Source organism: Microbacterium ginsengiterrae, assembly GCF_014205075.1.
Taxonomy (GTDB): Bacteria; Actinomycetota; Actinomycetes; order Actinomycetales; family Microbacteriaceae; genus Microbacterium; species Microbacterium ginsengiterrae.
This window is the reverse complement of the sequence record NZ_JACHMU010000001.1, coordinates 2,510,454-2,525,815: the sequence shown is the minus strand read 5'-3', so window position 1 is coordinate 2,525,815 and position 15,362 is coordinate 2,510,454. Positions and strand designations below refer to the sequence as shown.

Here is a 15,362-nt window from a genome sequence, read left to right as displayed (position 1 = left end):
CGCGGTCATCGCTGGTGCGGAATGCCACGGGCGGAGAGAATGGAGCGAGGAGGTCCACACATGGGTCGCAAGAAGGACATCTCGAAGATGAGCCCCGCGGGCAAGGCCGCTCTCGCAGTGGTCGGCATCGTGCAGGTCGCGTTCGCCGTTCTGGCGTTCTGGGACCTCGCTCGCCGTGGACCCGACGAACTGCGCGGACCGAAGCCGGCGTGGATCCCGGTCATCCTCGTGAACTGGATCGGACCGGCCGCCTACTTCGCATTCGGGGTCAGGCGCGACACGCGATAACGACCGCAGAGGAAGTCCCTGTTGCGCGCGACGTCGACGAGTTCGAGATCGAGAGCGCGCGGGAGGAGCGGCGCACCCCCGCCGAGCGTCACCGGCGCGAACTGCACCCACACCTCGTCGAGCAAGTCCTCGTCGGCGAACTGTCCCGCGAGGTCCCCTCCGCCGACGACCCAGAGGTCGGCACCGTCGGCCGCCGCGGCCATCGCCGCGTGGACCTCGCGAATCGGCGACCTGGTCAGGCGCACATTCGCCCCATCCGGTACGGGGAGGTCGCGGTGGGTGAACACCCAGACCGGGCGGCCGTAGGGCCAGCGCGCCTCCTCGTGGTCGAGCACCCACTGGTAGGTGGACGCGCCCATCGCCAGCGCGCCGATCGTCTTCTCGAACAGCTGGTACGCCATCGGCCCATCCGGGTCGACGTCCTGCTTCAGGAGCCAGTCGAGCGAGTGATCAGGAGTCGCGATGAATCCGTCGAGGCTGGATGCCGTGAAGTAGTGGGTTGCCATGCGCAGATCTTCCCACCCGCATCGGACATCACACCCACTCGTGGGGATCCGCGTCCGGCGCGATCCATTCGAGTCCCGGGTACCGCTTGAACCAGGACACCTGACGCCGCGCGTATCGGCGTGTGAGCGCCTGCGTCTCCGCGATCGCGGCATCCTCGGTCATGCTGCCGTTCAACTGCGCCAGCGCCTGTGCGTAGCCGATCGCCCGCGAGGCGGTGATTCCCCGTTCGAGGCCTGCGTCGCGCAGCCGGGAGACCTCTTCGAGCATCCCCTGGTCCCACATGCGGCGCACCCGCTCATCGAGGCGGTCGACGAGCGCGGTTCGATCGACGTGCACGCCGAGGATGCGCGTGAGCGGATGCCACGCTTTCGGCGCGTCGGGGAGAGCGGCGCCATGGTTCTGCGCGCCCTGCTCGAGGACCTCCAGGGCGCGGATGACTCGTCGCCCGTTCTTCGGGTCCACACGCGCGGCCGTGACGGCGTCCTTCTCGCGCAGGCGCGCGTACATCGTCGGCGCACCGAGCGCTTCGAGGTCGGCTTCGAGCCTCTCGCGCACGGCGGCGTCGCGCGGCGGGAACCGGAAGTCGAAGATCACGCTCGAGACGTAGAGTCCCGACCCACCGACGAGGATCGCGTCTCCCCCGCGCGCGTGGATGTCGGCGATCGCCGCTCGTGCCAACGGCTGGTACCAGGCGACGGCCGCTTCCTCCATGACATCGCGGACGTCGAGCATGTGGTGCGGGATGCCTCGCCGCTCAGCGACCGGGAGCTTTGCCGTACCGATGTCCATGCCGCGGTACAGCTGCATCGCGTCGGCGTTGACGATCTCCGCCGGATTTCCGGCAGCACGGAGGTGCTCGGCGAGCCGGAGAGCGAAGTCGCTCTTGCCGGTGCCGGTCGCACCGACGATGGCCCAGAGCCGAGTGTCAGACACCGACGCGCAGGGTGGGAAGACCCAGGGAGACGGCACGGGGCGCTCCGGCTGCTCCGGCCGGAGCGGGTACACCGCACGACTCCGCCTGGGCCCGATCCCACGCGTCACCGCCGCGTGTGCGGCGGATGCGCAGGGGTTCGCCGGTGGGGTCGTCGGCGAGCAGGTGGAACGGAGCGCCGTGAGTGATCGTCACGCGGACGACATCGCCGGGACGCGGGATCTCCGAGCCCTCGGTGACCTCGAAGTGCACGAGGCGGTTGTCCTCTGCGCGGCCGGTGAGCCGGTGCGTCTCGACGTCCTTCTTGCCCTCGCCGACGGAGACGAGGACCTCGACCTCGCGGCCGACCTGCTTCTGGTTCTCCTCCAGCGAGATCCGCTCCTGCAGAGCGATCAGACGGTTGTAGCGCTCCTGCACGACGGCCTTCGGGACCTGGTCCTCCATCGTGGCGGCCGGGGTTCCCTCGCGGATGGAGTACTGGAAGGTGAACGCGTTCGCGAACCGAGCCTGTTCCACGACGCGCATCGTGTCTTCGAAGTCCTCGTCGGTCTCCCCGGGGAAGCCGACGATGATGTCCGTGGAGATCGCGGCGTGCGGCATGCGTGCACGCACGCGGTCGAGGATCCCGAGGAAGCGGTCGCTGCGGTACGAGCGGCGCATCGCGCGAAGGATGCGGTCGCTGCCGGACTGCAGCGGCATGTGCAGCTGAGGCATGACGGACGGCGTCTCGGCCATCGCGTCGATGACGTCGTCGGTGAACGCTGCGGGGTGCGGGCTGGTGAAACGGATGCGCTCGAGGCCCTCGATCTGGCCTGCCGCGCGCAGCAGTTTGCCGAACGCCTGTCGATCGCCGAACTCGACGCCGTAGGAGTTCACGTTCTGTCCGAGGAGGGTGACCTCGATCGCGCCGTCTTCGACGAGCAGGCGGATCTCGTTGAGGATGTCGCCGGGACGACGGTCCTTCTCCTTGCCTCGAAGGCTCGGGACGATGCAGAACGTGCAGGTGTTGTTGCAGCCGACGGAGATCGACACCCAGCCGCTGTGCGCGGAGTCCCGCTTGGTCGGGAGCGTCGAGGGGAAGACTTCGAGGGACTCGAGGATCTCGAGCTCCGCATCACCGTTGTGCTTCGCGCGCTCGAGCAGCCCGGGGAGGGAGCCCATGTTGTGCGTTCCGAAGACCACATCGACCCACGGCGCCTTGTCGAGCACGGCGTCCTTGTCCATCTGCGCGAGGCAGCCGCCGACGGCGATCTGCATGCCCTCCTTGCGGCGCTTGACCGATGCGAGATGTCCGAGCGTGCCGTAGAGCTTCCCTGCGGCGTTGTCGCGGACCGCGCAGGTGTTGATGATGACGACATCGGCCTCGGTGCCGGCATCCGCCCGCACATAGCCCGCACTCTCGAGGGAGCCGGACAGGCGCTCGGAGTCGTGCACGTTCATCTGGCATCCGAAGGTACGCACTTCGTACGTTCGGTGGCGTCCGTCGACGTCGACGGCCGCCGGCGACGCGGAGATCATCGTCGGTTCGCTGCGCGGAATAGTCATGATGCCTTCCATTCTACGAGCGGTTGCCGCCGATCATTCCGAGTCGACGAACCGCACGCTGCTCGGACCGCCGAGAGAGGCTTCCGTGAGCGCCGTCCGCGCCGCCGTCATGGCGACGGAGCCGCCGTAGCCGCGTCGAGCGAGCTGACCGACGAGCCGCCGCAACGCCGTGTCGAAGTCGAGTCGTGACAGTGACCGCGCCTTCGTCCTGGCGAACTCCAATGCGCGTTCGGCATCATCATCCGGCAGATCTCCGAGCGCGGCATCGATCACGTCACGGGGAATCCCCCGCTGCGCAAGGGACCGCGAGAGGGCCACGCGGCCCTGACCTTTGCGCTCGACCCCGGAGATGACGAGATGCTCCGCGAGCAGCCCATCGTCCAGGTATCCGCGCTCACAGAATCGGTCGATGACGTCGTCGACGGCAGCCGCGTCGAGATGCTTCTCGCGCAGAACCTGTCGAGCCTCCGAGATGGAGAGCGAACGCGCCCTGAGCTTCCGCACGAGCGCCTCCTCGGCCTGCGCGACGGCTTCGTCGGGGTCGAAGCTTCCCGAAGCATCAGCTGCCGGCGCGTCCTTTCGACGCGACTGCTCTCGCCCACGGCCGCTCGACCCCACTGCGTGCGGCGCAGCCGGACGGTCATGATCACTTGCGCCGTCGGTGGCAAGGTCGGACGCGCGTGCGACCTTGCCACCGAACAGCGGGATGACGGGAGCGAGGCGGTCCTCGCCCCCGTCACTCATGGCTCACTCCACCGATCGGAGGGCGCTGCACAGTCATCAGGCCGGACGGCGCTGTGCCAGCTCGTCGGCGGCCGGTGCTCCGACGCCCTCGGGACCTGCGCCCCCGATCCCGAGCTTCTGCTTGATCTGCGTCTCGATCGTCAGCGCGATGTCGGGATTCTTGATCAGGAAGTTGCGGGCGTTCTCCTTGCCCTGCCCGAGCTGGTCGCCGTCGTAGGTGTACCACGAGCCGGACTTCTTGACGATGCCGTGCTCCACGCCGAAGTCGATCAGGCTGCCCTCGCGGGAGATTCCGACGCCGTAGAGGATGTCGAACTCCGCCTGCTTGAACGGCGGCGCCATCTTGTTCTTCACGACCTTGACGCGCGTACGGTTTCCCACCGCGTCGGTGCCGTCCTTGAGCGTCTCGATACGACGGATGTCCATGCGGACCGAGGCGTAGAACTTCAGTGCCTTACCTCCGGCCGTCGTCTCGGGCGAGCCGAAGAACACTCCGATCTTCTCGCGCAGCTGGTTGATGAAGATCATCGTGGTGTTCGTCTGATTAAGTCCACCGGTCAGCTTGCGCAGTGCCTGCGACATCAGTCGAGCCTGGAGGCCGACGTGGGAGTCGCCCATCTCGCCCTCGATCTCCGCACGGGGAACGAGCGCTGCCACCGAGTCGATGACGATGAGGTCGATGGCACCGGAACGCACCAGCATGTCGGCGATCTCGAGCGCCTGCTCTCCGGTGTCGGGCTGCGACACCAGCAGCGCATCGATGTCGACGCCGAGCTTCTTCGCGTACTCGGGATCGAGCGCGTGCTCCGCATCGATGAACGCGGCGATACCGCCCGCCTTCTGGGCGTTGGCGATCGCGTGGAGAGTCAGGGTCGTCTTACCCGAGGACTCAGGACCGTAGATCTCGACGATGCGTCCACGCGGGAGTCCACCGACTCCGAGGGCGACGTCCAGCGCGATCGAACCGGTCGGGACGACGGCGACGGGGGCGCGCTCGTCACTGCCCAGCCGCATGACCGAGCCCTTTCCGAACTGGCGGTCGATCTGAGCGAGAGCTGATTCCAGAGACTTCTCGCGGTCTGCGGTTGATGGCATGACGTGCTCCTCATGTGTTCGCGTGGTGCCGCCTGTAGGCTGTCGCGGTCGCTCCGGCTGGGCGATCTCTCCGACAAGGCGTATGGCTTGTATGCCTGGAATCACCGTACGAGGGGCCTCCGACATCGGATCAGAGACGCGACGAACCGTGGATGACAGACACTCGAAACCACTTGTGCAGAACGATACGCCCTTTTCGAACACATATTCGACGACACGCCGCCCGCGCGTCGCGACGGCAGGGCCTTCAGTGGCGACGAGGTTCCAGGCGGCCGACACCGTAACGGCGCTCCGCCGGCACGTCCGTCTCCTCACACAGCGCAGTCCAGATGTCGCGCGGCGGCACGCCTGACCGGAGGGCCTCGGATGCAGTCCGACCGCCGACGGCGGACAGCACGAGATCGTCCATCAATGCGATGGCACGGGGTCCGAACTCATCTTCGACGGCGCGAAGGAACTCACTGCGTCGCATCCGCTGTCAGCCGTAGGGCGCGTCAGTGCAGCGAGAGCTCGGGCTCGACCGAGGCGACGAGATCGTCCGGCACCACATCGGGGAACACCTGCATGCCCTCGAGCACAGAGATGCGGTCACCGACCTCGCGCATGATCCGGGAGATGGGGACATCGAGTGCCTCGGCCACCGAAGCGAGGATCTCGCTGGAGGCCTCCTTCTGGCCACGCTCGACTTCGCTGAGGTATCCGAGCGCCACCGACGCTTTACTCGCGACCTGCCGGAGAGTGCGACCCTTCTGCAGGCGGAAGTTCCTCAGCACATCGCCGATTTCCTGTCGTACAAGAATCATCGGAACCTCCTCTCCATTCCCCAGATCGAAGTCTCCTCCGAACGGATCGCCAGTCTAACGCGACACGACACCGGAAACGCTACCGTCTTACGCTGTGGTTTCGTTGAGAACGACACAAAGATGACAACGCGGGCGCACCTGCCCCTATTCCCCGAGCACAGAGAGCGCGAGCTCGATCGCAGCATCCACCGACTGCGCCCGCACGGCCGACCGGTCTCCCTGGAAGAGGTAGGCGCGCGTCCGCGTCCCCGCAGGCGTGGCGACACCGATGTGCACGGTGCCGACCGGCTGCCCGTCCGGGGAGTCCGGGCCGGCGATGCCCGTCGTGGACAGTCCCACATCGGCCGGGCGTTCGTCGACCGCGACGGCGGCGCGCACACCGTCGGCCATCTGCGTGGCGACGTCCGGATCCACGGGACCGCGGGCCTCCAGAAGCGCAGCGTCCACGCCGAGTACCGAGTGCTTCACCGGTGTGGCGTATGCGACGACTCCGCCGAGCAGGACCTGCGAGGCTCCCGGCACGGACACCACAGCCGCCGTCAGTGCGCCGCCGGTCAACGACTCCGCGACCCCGAGAGTCCAACCCCGCGAGGCGAGCGCGGCGACCAACTCGGCTGCCGTGCTCATCGCCGTTCGGCCCGCGCGCCCCGGACCTGGGACACGACGTAATCGATGCCGCTCGCGACCGTGAGGACGAGGGTCGCGTACATGAGGACGAGGCCGATGCCGGTCCACCAGTCCATGCCGATGAGCTCATGCAGCGGCAGCAACCACCAGCCGAGGGCGACGGCCTGGAACGCGGTCTTCACCTTGCCCATCCATGCGGCGGCGACGATGTGATCGCTCGCGACCATGAACCGGTGGACGGTGATCCCCCACTCGCGCAGCAGGATGATGATGACGACCCACCACGGCCACTCACCGAGGATGGCGAGCCCGACGAATCCGGCGCCGGTGAGGAGCTTGTCGGCGATCGGATCCCAGAGCTTGCCGAAGTCGCTGACGATGTCATAACGGCGAGCGAGGTATCCGTCGACCCAGTCCGTCGAGATCGCCAACACGAACAGCGCGCCGGCGACCCACCGGATCACGATGTCGTCGAGACCGTGGGTTCCGCCCAGCAGGAGGAGGATGAAGAAGACGACCGCGAGCGGAATGCGGGCGATCGTGATCGCGTTGGGCAGCTGCCGAGGAATCGCCATCAGTCGCGTCCCGTCAGGCCCCAGGCGTCTTCGTCGCCCTCACCGTCGTCGACAACGGGGAGCCCGTCGAACTGCGCCTCGATCGGGTCGCGGCCGTAGTCGACCGACGCCGGAGGTGCGGCATGAGCGGCTGCCGCCGGTGCAGCGGACGGTGCCGGGGCGGCCGGAACATCCTCGCCGCGGAGCTTGGCCATCACGGCCGGGAGTTGTTCGGCGGTCACCAGCACGTCACGGGCCTTCGAGCCCTCCGATGGTCCGACGATCTCGCGCGATTCGAGCAGGTCCATGAGGCGTCCGGCCTTCGCGAAGCCGACCCGCAGCTTGCGCTGCAGCATCGAGGTGGAACCGAACTGCGAGGAGACGACGAGCTCGGCGGCCGCCAGCAGCACCTCGAGATCGTCACCGATGTCCTCGTCGACCTCCTTCTTCTTCGCCGGATCCAGCGCCTCCTGGACGTCCGGGCGGTATTCCGGCCGCGCCTGAGCCGTCACGTGCTTGACCACGGCGTCGATCTCGCTCTCCTCGACCCACGCGCCCTGCAGGCGGAAGGGCTTCGAGGACCCCATGGGCGAGAACAGGGCGTCGCCCTGACCGATGAGCTTGTCCGCGCCCGGCGCGTCGAGGATCACGCGACTGTCGGTGACGCTCGTCACGGCGAACGCGAGCCGCGACGGGACGTTGGCCTTGATGAGACCGGTGACGACGTCGACGCTGGGTCGCTGCGTCGCCAGCACGAGGTGGATGCCGGAGGCGCGGGCGAGCTGGGTGATGCGGACGATCGAGTCCTCGACATCGCGCGGGGCGACCATCATGAGGTCGGCGAGCTCGTCGACGACGACGAGCAGGTACGGGTACGGCTTGAGGACGCGTTCGCTGCCGACGGGCACCTCCACCTCGCCGGCGCGCACCGCCTTGTTGAAGTCATCGATGTGACGGAAGCCGAACGACGCGAGGTCGTCGTACCGCATGTCCATCTCCTTCACCACCCACTGCAGCGCCTCGGCTGCCTTCTTCGGGTTGGTGATGATCGGCGTGATCAGGTGCGGGACACCGGCGTAACTGGTCAGCTCGACGCGCTTGGGGTCGATGAGCACCATGCGCACGTCCGAAGGGCGCGCCCGCATGAGCAGGCTCGTGATCATCGAGTTCACGAAGCTCGACTTACCGGAGCCGGTGGAACCCGCGACGAGCAGGTGGGGCATCTTCGCGAGGTTCGCGACGACGAAGTTGCCGCCGACGTCCTTGCCCACACCGACCGTGAGCGGGTGGGTGCTCTTGTGCGCCGCAGCGGAGCGGAGCACGTCGCCGAGGGCGACCGTCTCGCGGTCCGTGTTGGGGATCTCGATTCCGATCGCGCTCTTGCCGGGGATCGGCGAGAGGATGCGCACGTCATTGGACGCGACCGCATAGGCGATGTTGTTGCTGAGCTGCGTGATCTTCTCGACCTTGACGCCGTGGCCGACCTCGACCTCGTACTGCGTCACCGTCGGCCCGCGGGAGAACCCGGTGACCTTGGCGTCGACCTTGAACTGGCTCAGCACGCTCGTGATCTGTTCGACGATCCGGTCGTTCGCCTCGGAACGTGCGACGGACGGCGGGCCCTCACTCAGCACACCGGGCGACGGGAGCACATAGGGAGTGCTCGGTGCCTGCAGGCCCCGCTCCCCCGGCCCGTCGGTGCCGAAGCCGGAGAGACCGGGAAGCTCCGGCTGCTCGCCGGTGTCGCCCGAGTCGTCGAGCAACCCGGTGTTCCCGCGAGCGCCGAGGCCGGCCATGACGCCCTCGACATCGGTGAGGACCTCGGTGGCTGCATCGGAGGGGTCGGCGAGGATGACGGCCTGGTCGTACGCGGTGTTGTCCACCGCATCGTCGTTCGGAGTGAGGAGTTCGGTGAGGTCCTGCGAACCGATCCCCTCATCGGGATCCTCCTCACGGCCCGTCTTGTTGCGACGCCACCAGGGCAGCGAATCGTCTGCCTCATCGGCCGGAGTCTCCTCGACGGGAGCCTCGGCCGCGGGGACGGGGCGCTCGGCGCCGAACATCCAGGCGTAGAGGTCGCCGAGGCGCGCACCGATCCGGTTCGGCGGGGTCTTGGTGATGATGAGGATGCTCAGCGCGGCGAGCAGTCCGAGCACGATGTAGGCGACGACATCGGTGAGGTACGTGAGGGGTTGACCGAGCATCCACCCGAACAGGCCACCGGCCGCGCTCAGGGCGGGCATGCCCTCCCTCGGTTCCGGCTGGCCGCCTGCGACGTGGCATATGCCGGCGATGGAGATCACGAAGAGCCCGAAGCCGATCCCGATCCGGCCGTTGTCGTGGACGGACGAGGGGTGCCGGAACAGCCATCCGGCGAGGAACAGCAGGAGCACCGGCATGAGGAACGCCGTGCGACCGATGAGGCCACCGACGGTGAAGGCGCTGATGTTCTGGGCGACCTCGTTACCGATGAAGAACCACTCGTCGACCGCTCCGAGGCAGGCGAGGATCACGAGCAGCAACGGGAAGCCGTCGCGCCGCTGATCCTTCTCGAGCGCCTCGGGTCCGAATGCGCGGAACAGGCCGCCGACACCGTGGGCGAGCCCGTTCCACATCCGCACCGCGACGGGCGCCTTGTCGACGTCGTCGATGTACTTCTTCGGCGTCGCGGGGATCTTCTTCGTCGGGGCCGTCTGCGCCTTCGCGCGCGATGACGACTTCTCCGACGCGCGCGAGGTCTTCGTGGTGCTCCTGGCCATACCGAAAGACTACGTTCCGGCCCCGACACTGCCGCGCAATGACGCGGCTTTGCGCCTGATCCGCGCCGTACGGACGGGTCAGGCCTCGATCACGAGCGGGACGATCATCGGACGGCGCCGCAGCTTCTGGTTCACCCAGCGCCCGATGGTCCGTCGCACGACCTGCGAGAGCGCGTGGGTGTCGCGGACGCCGTTGCCGGAGGCCTCCTTGAGCGCGTTGACGATCTTCGGGACGACGTCGTCGAACACCGCGTCGTCCTCGGCGATGCCGCGCGCGTGGATCTCCGGACCGGTGATGATGCGGCCGGTGGCGGCATCCACCACGACGATGATCGAGACGAAGCCCTCCTCGCCGAGGATCCGACGGTCCTTGAGGTCTGCATCCGTGATCTCGCCGACGGTCGACCCGTCCACGTAGACGAACCCGATGTCGTACTGGCCGGCGACGCGCGCCTGGCCGTCCTTGAGATCGATGATCGTGCCGTTCGACGCGAGCAGCGTGTTCTCGACCGGGATGCCGGTCTCCTGCGCGAGCTTGGCGTTCGCCATCAGGTGCCGGTACTCGCCGTGGACGGGGAGGACGTTCTTGGGCTTGAGGATGTTGTAGCAGTACAGCAGCTCGCCGGCTGCGGCGTGACCGGAGACGTGGACGCGGGCGTTCGCCTTGTGCACGACGTTCGCGCCGAGCTTCGTGAGCCCGTCGATCACGCGGTACACGGCGTTCTCGTTGCCGGGGATGAGACTCGAGGCGAGGATGACGGTGTCACCCTCCCCCGGCTCGATCGCGTGGTCGAGGTTGGCCATGCGGCTGAGCACCGCCATCGGCTCCCCCTGAGAACCGGTGGACATGTAGACGATCCGGTCGTCCGGCAGGTCCTTGGCCTTCTTGTAGTCGATGAGCACGTTCTCGGGCACCTTGAGGTACCCGAGATCGGCCGCGATGCCCATGTTGCGTACCATGCTGCGCCCGAGCAGCGCCACGCGACGGCCGTTCGCGTGTGCCGCATCCAGGACCTGCTGCACACGGTGGACGTGGCTGGAGAAGCTCGCGACGATGACCCGGCGCTGCGCCTTGGCGATCACCTGGTCGAGAACCGGCCCGATCGAGCGCTCCGTCGGCGTGAAGCCGGGGACGTCGGCGTTGGTGGAGTCCACCAGGAACAGGTCGACGCCCTCCTCGCCCAGTCGGGAGAAGGCTCGCAGGTCGGTGATGCGGCCGTCGAGCGGCAACTGATCCATCTTGAAGTCGCCGGTGGCCAGCACGAGGCCGGCGGGGGTGCGGATCGCGACGGCGAGGGCGTCGGGGATGGAGTGGTTGACGGCGACGAACTCGAGATCGAACGGACCGACCTTCTCCTGCTGACCCTCGCGCACCGTGAGCGTGAACGGCTTGATCCGGTGCTCCTTGAGCTTGGCCTCCACCAGCGCGAGGGTGAGGCCGGAGCCGATCAGCGGGATGTCGCTCTTGAGTCGGAGCAGGTACGGGACGGCTCCGATGTGGTCCTCGTGACCGTGCGTGAGCACGACGCCGACGATGTCGTCCAGGCGATCCTTGATCGGCTCGAAGTCGGGCAGGATGAGGTCGACACCCGGCTGGTGGTCCTCAGGGAAGAGCACGCCGCAGTCGACGATCAGGATCTTGCCGTCGTACTCGAACGTGGTCATGTTGCGGCCGACCTCACCGAGGCCGCCGAGCGGGATGACGCGGAGCGTTCCCTCCGCGAGCGGTTCAGGGACGGCGATGGGAATGGACATTCAGTCTCCTCAGTCGGACACGTGCGGTGTCCGTATTGCAGTGGGCGCGCTCTGCGCCCGTCGTCTCAGCGCGTCGTGCCGTGCACCTTCGGCAGCGCGCCGCCCGCGGCCGCGTTGCGGTCGGGGCGGAAGTTGGAGAAATCAGCACCGGGCACACCGGAGACCAGCGCGAGCTCGTCCTCGATGAGCGCGGCCTCCCACTCCTCCGGCCCCACCAGGGGCAGGCGGACGCGGGGACTGGAGATGCGGCCGAGGCCGTGGAGGATGTACTTGGCCGACACGGTACCCGGCACGTGCGTCATGGTCGCGCGAACGAGCGGCTCGAGGCGCTTGTGCTCTGCGGTCGCGGTCGCGAGGTCGCCGCGGTTCACGGCGTCCACGATCGTCCGATACGGCGTCGCCGTGATGTTCGCGGTCACTCCGATGAGGCCGGAGGCGCCGATCGAGAGGTGCGGGAGGACGTTGGCGTCGTCGCCGGAGAAGTACATCAGGTCGGTCTGGTTGAGTACGCGGCTGACCTCACTGAAGTCGCCCTTGGCGTCCTTGACGGCGAGGATGTTCGGGTGCTTCGCCAGGCGCAGGATCGTCTCGTACTTGATCGGCACGCCGGTGCGTCCGGGGATGTCGTACAGGATCACCGGCAGATCGGTGGCGTCTGCGACAAGACGGAAGTGCGTGAGGATGCCGGCCTGAGTGGGCTTGTTGTAGTACGGCGTGACGATCATGATGCCGTCGGCGCCGGCCTTCTCGCTGGCCTTGTACAGTTCGATCGCGTGCGCGGTCTCGTTGGATCCGCCGCCCGTGATGATCTTCGCCCTGCCCGCCGCGACGGACTTGCCGACCTCGACGAGGCGCAGCTTCTCCGGGTCGGTGAGGGTCGAGGTCTCCCCCGTCGTCCCTGTGACGACGATGCCGTCCGCTCCCGCGGTGATGACATCGTCCATGTGCTTCTCTGTGGCGTCCCAGTCGACCTCACCGTCGGCCGTCATCGGAGTGACGAGCGCGACGAGAACCTGCCCGAAGGGATTGCCCGAGTGCGTCATGCCCTCCAGCGTATCGGTTCCGACCCCCGCAGACCTCTCCGGATAGGCTCTCGTCCATGGCCTGGCTGACGAACGCATCCCGCACGGTGTACGAGAACCCGTGGATCTCCGTGCGGGAGGACGACGTCACCGGTCCGTCGGGAGACGGGATCTACGGAGTGGTCACCCTGCGTCATCCCGCCGTGTTCGTCGTCGCGGTGGACGACTTCGAGCGCATCTGCCTCATCACGCTCGACCGGTACACGATCGGACGTTCCATCGAGGTGCCCGCCGGCGGCACCGACGGGGAGGACCCGCTCGTCGCGGCCCGTCGAGAGCTGCTCGAGGAGACAGGGCTCCAGGCCGAGCACTGGACCGCGATCGGCACGATGAACGCTCTGAACGGCGTCACTGTTGCGCCCGAGCACGTCTTCCTCGCCCGCGGGCTCAGCGCCGCGGGCGAGCCCCCGCATGACGACGAGGGCATCGAGGACGTGGCGTGGGTACCGTTCGCCGAGGCGCTGCAGATGGTGGCCGACGGCCGCATCACCGACGGGGAGACGGTGGCGGCACTCGCGTACGCGGGCATCCACCTCGGCCGATTCCGCTGATCGCCCCGCCCGCTGCGTCCATCCGTCCCTGGATGCTCAGACTCGCCCACGGCGCGCGGCGCGAGCCGTGAGAGAGGGCGGCAGCACCTTCGTCAGCGCGACGACGGCCTTGTAGCGCAGCGACGGGATCGACACCGCTCTGCCTCGCGCGGCGTCACGGAGGCCTTCTCGCACCACGTTCTCGGCATCGAGCCACGCGATCGCGGGGATGCCTTCTTCGCCCTTCGGCAGTCCCATGCGTTCGTGGAAGCTCGTGTGGGTGAACCCGGGGCACAGCGCCGTGACGCTGACGCGGTCGACGGCGTACTCGGTGTTCGCCCAGCGGCTGAAGCCGATCAGCCACTGCTTGCAGGCGGAGTACGTCGACCGGGAGATGAACCCGGCGACCGAGGCGACGTTGATGATGCGCCCTCCGCGGCCTCGCATGCTCCCGAGCGCGGCGTGCATGAGACGCATGGGGGCTTCGACGTGGATGCGAAGGTGGCGCGCCTCGTCCTCGATGTCGTTGTCCGCGAACTGAAGGGGAAGCCCGAAGCCGGCGTTGTTCACGAGCAGGTCGATCGGATCCTGCCCGTCCGACAGACGGGCGACGACCCGCTGCACCCCGTCGTCCGTGACGAGGTCGGCCGGCAGCGTCTCGACCGCGACGCCGTGTTCATCGCGCAGTCGCGCCGCCAGCGCGTCGAGCGATTCCGCCGACCTGGCCACGAGCACGAGATCCGCCCCACGTCGGGCGAGCTGCCGGGCGAATTCCTCGCCGAGGCCCGCGCTGGCGCCGGTGATGAGTGCGACGGGCATCAGCGCTCGTATCCGAGGAAGCGGTACCGCACGCCGGTTCGTGACGTCTTCCACTCCCCCTCGTCGACGACTCTCCAGCCCGACTTCGACGGTGCGTACGCGTCGCCGTCGACCTCGAGATCGAGCTCGGTGACCTCGAGCCGGTCGGCGTCACCGATGACCTGCGCGAAGATCTCCGCACCGCCGATGATCCACACCTTCTCGAGACCGCGGACGGCCGCGTGGAGATCAGGCGCTCGGCGCGCACCATCGGCCTGCCAGTCCTGCTGCCGGGTGATGACGATGTTCTCCCTGCCGGGCAGCGGACGGAAGCGCTCGGGGAGCGAGTCCCAGGTCTTGCGTCCCATGACCACGGGCGCGGTGACGGTGATGTCCTTGAAGTGCGCCAGGTCCTCCGGCACGTGCCACGGCATGCCGCCTTCGGCGCCGATGACCCCGCCGGCGGCCTCGGCCCAGATCAGCCCCACCCACGTCATACGGCGACCGCCGCGCGGATGGCCGGGTGGTGCTGGTAGTCCTCGACGATGAAGTCGTCGAACGTGTAGTCGAAGATCGATTCCGGCCTGCGTGCGAAGCGCAGACGGGGGTACGGGTACGGGTCGCGCGTCAACTGTTCGCGTACCTGCTCGACATGATTGTCGTACACGTGGCAGTCGCCTCCCGTCCAGACGAAGTCTCCCGGCTCCAGCCCGGCCTGCTGCGCGATCATCATGGTCAGCAGCGCATAGCTGGCGATGTTGAACGGGACCCCGAGGAACATGTCGGCGCTGCGCTGGTACAGCTGGCACGACAGTCGCCCGTCGGCGACGTAGAACTGGAACAGCGCGTGGCAGGGCGCCAACGCCATGTCGGGGATGTCGGCCGGATTCCACGCCGACACGATGAGCCGCCGTGAGTCCGGAGTCTGCGTGATCTGCTCGATGACCTGGGCGAGCTGGTCGATGTGACCACCGTCCGGCGTCGGCCACGACCGCCACTGCACGCCGTAGACCGGCCCGAGGTCGCCGTCGGCGTCGGCCCACTCGTCCCAGATGGTGACGCCGTTCTCCTGCAGCCACGAGACATTGGAATCGCCGCGCAGGAACCAGAGGAGCTCGTACGCGATCGACTTGAAGTGCACGCGCTTGGTTGTGATCAGCGGGAACCCCTCCGACAGGTCGAAGCGGATCTGACGGCCGAACACGCTGCGCGTGCCCGTCCCCGTGCGATCGTCCTTGTGGGTACCGTGCTCGAGCACGTCGCGGAGGAGGTCTTCGTACGGCGTCGGGACGGCTTCGTTCATGCCTCACACGATACCCGGCGAAGCGGCCGGCGGGGCGGATC

At 67.7% G+C, this 15,362-nt stretch carries 17 protein-coding genes; 2 read left to right on the top strand and 15 right to left on the bottom strand.

The window, feature by feature from the left end:
- The first annotated feature begins 60 nt into the window (after positions 1-60).
- Positions 61-288, top strand: coding sequence for a PLDc N-terminal domain-containing protein (locus tag HD600_RS12225; RefSeq protein ID WP_184283936.1), 228 nt, complete (start codon positions 61-63; stop codon positions 286-288).
- Here HD600_RS12225 and HD600_RS12220 read toward each other — a convergent pair.
- From HD600_RS12220 to dapA, 12 genes are all read right to left on the bottom strand, one after another.
- Positions 252-794, bottom strand: a complete 543-nt coding sequence (locus tag HD600_RS12220) for a dihydrofolate reductase family protein (protein WP_184283934.1) — start codon at positions 792-794, stop codon at positions 252-254. The genes HD600_RS12225 and HD600_RS12220 overlap by 37 nt on opposite strands.
- 28 nt (positions 795-822) lie before the next feature.
- Positions 823-1,728, bottom strand: a complete 906-nt coding sequence (gene miaA, locus HD600_RS12215) for a tRNA (adenosine(37)-N6)-dimethylallyltransferase MiaA (RefSeq protein ID WP_184283932.1) — start codon at positions 1,726-1,728, stop codon at positions 823-825.
- Positions 1,721-3,271 carry a tRNA (N6-isopentenyl adenosine(37)-C2)-methylthiotransferase MiaB gene (miaB, locus tag HD600_RS12210; protein WP_184283930.1) on the bottom strand — a complete coding sequence of 517 codons (1,551 nt, stop codon included), beginning with the start codon at positions 3,269-3,271 and terminating at the stop codon, positions 1,721-1,723. Before miaB ends, miaA begins: the two co-directional genes overlap by 8 nt.
- A gap of 33 nt (positions 3,272-3,304) precedes the next feature.
- On the bottom strand, positions 3,305-4,015 hold the full coding sequence (locus HD600_RS12205; protein ID WP_184283928.1) for a regulatory protein RecX: 711 nt from the start codon (positions 4,013-4,015) through the stop codon (positions 3,305-3,307).
- A gap of 36 nt (positions 4,016-4,051) precedes the next feature.
- Entirely contained in the window at positions 4,052-5,110 is a 1,059-nt protein-coding gene (recA, locus tag HD600_RS12200) for a recombinase RecA (protein WP_144795408.1), read from the bottom strand.
- 247 nt (positions 5,111-5,357) lie between these two features.
- Positions 5,358-5,582: a DUF3046 domain-containing protein gene (locus HD600_RS12195; protein ID WP_144795410.1), complete on the bottom strand. Its 225-nt coding sequence runs from the start codon at positions 5,580-5,582 to the stop codon at positions 5,358-5,360.
- 22 nt (positions 5,583-5,604) lie between these two features.
- A complete protein-coding gene (locus HD600_RS12190) occupies positions 5,605-5,913 on the bottom strand; it encodes a helix-turn-helix domain-containing protein (RefSeq protein ID WP_184283926.1) in 309 nt (102 codons plus the stop codon).
- A 144-nt stretch (positions 5,914-6,057) separates the two neighbouring features.
- The gene (locus tag HD600_RS12185; RefSeq protein ID WP_184283924.1) at positions 6,058-6,540 is read right to left on the bottom strand and encodes a CinA family protein; all 483 of its coding nucleotides are present in this window, start codon (positions 6,538-6,540) and stop codon (positions 6,058-6,060) included.
- The gene (pgsA, locus tag HD600_RS12180) at positions 6,537-7,115 is read right to left on the bottom strand and encodes a CDP-diacylglycerol--glycerol-3-phosphate 3-phosphatidyltransferase (protein ID WP_184283923.1); all 579 of its coding nucleotides are present in this window, start codon (positions 7,113-7,115) and stop codon (positions 6,537-6,539) included. The genes HD600_RS12185 and pgsA overlap by 4 nt, the downstream gene beginning before the upstream one ends.
- A complete protein-coding gene (locus HD600_RS12175) occupies positions 7,115-9,853 on the bottom strand; it encodes an FtsK/SpoIIIE family DNA translocase (RefSeq protein WP_184283921.1) in 2,739 nt (912 codons plus the stop codon). The genes pgsA and HD600_RS12175 overlap by 1 nt, the downstream gene beginning before the upstream one ends.
- Positions 9,854-9,931: 78 nt before the next feature.
- On the bottom strand, positions 9,932-11,608 hold the full coding sequence (locus tag HD600_RS12170; RefSeq protein ID WP_144795419.1) for a ribonuclease J: 1,677 nt from the start codon (positions 11,606-11,608) through the stop codon (positions 9,932-9,934).
- A gap of 65 nt (positions 11,609-11,673) precedes the next feature.
- Complete coding sequence (gene dapA / locus HD600_RS12165; RefSeq protein ID WP_144795420.1) at positions 11,674-12,651, bottom strand: 4-hydroxy-tetrahydrodipicolinate synthase; 978 nt, start codon at positions 12,649-12,651, stop codon at positions 11,674-11,676.
- Positions 12,652-12,707: 56 nt separating this feature from the next.
- Between dapA and HD600_RS12160 the strand changes: the two genes are divergently transcribed.
- The gene (locus tag HD600_RS12160) at positions 12,708-13,241 is read left to right on the top strand and encodes an NUDIX domain-containing protein (RefSeq protein ID WP_184283919.1); all 534 of its coding nucleotides are present in this window, start codon (positions 12,708-12,710) and stop codon (positions 13,239-13,241) included.
- 36 nt (positions 13,242-13,277) lie between these two features.
- On the opposite strand, the gene HD600_RS12155 is transcribed toward HD600_RS12160, so the two are convergent.
- Genes HD600_RS12155 through HD600_RS12145 form a run of 3 tightly spaced genes read right to left on the bottom strand, consistent with a single transcriptional unit; the run spans position 13,278 to position 15,321 of the window.
- Positions 13,278-14,039: an SDR family NAD(P)-dependent oxidoreductase gene (locus HD600_RS12155; protein ID WP_184283917.1), complete on the bottom strand. Its 762-nt coding sequence runs from the start codon at positions 14,037-14,039 to the stop codon at positions 13,278-13,280.
- Positions 14,039-14,515: a dihydrofolate reductase gene (locus tag HD600_RS12150; RefSeq protein ID WP_144795423.1), complete on the bottom strand. Its 477-nt coding sequence runs from the start codon at positions 14,513-14,515 to the stop codon at positions 14,039-14,041. The genes HD600_RS12155 and HD600_RS12150 overlap by 1 nt, the downstream gene beginning before the upstream one ends.
- Positions 14,512-15,321 carry a thymidylate synthase gene (locus HD600_RS12145; protein WP_144795424.1) on the bottom strand — a complete coding sequence of 270 codons (810 nt, stop codon included), beginning with the start codon at positions 15,319-15,321 and terminating at the stop codon, positions 14,512-14,514. The genes HD600_RS12150 and HD600_RS12145 overlap by 4 nt, the downstream gene beginning before the upstream one ends.
- Positions 15,322-15,362: the final 41 nt, after the last annotated feature.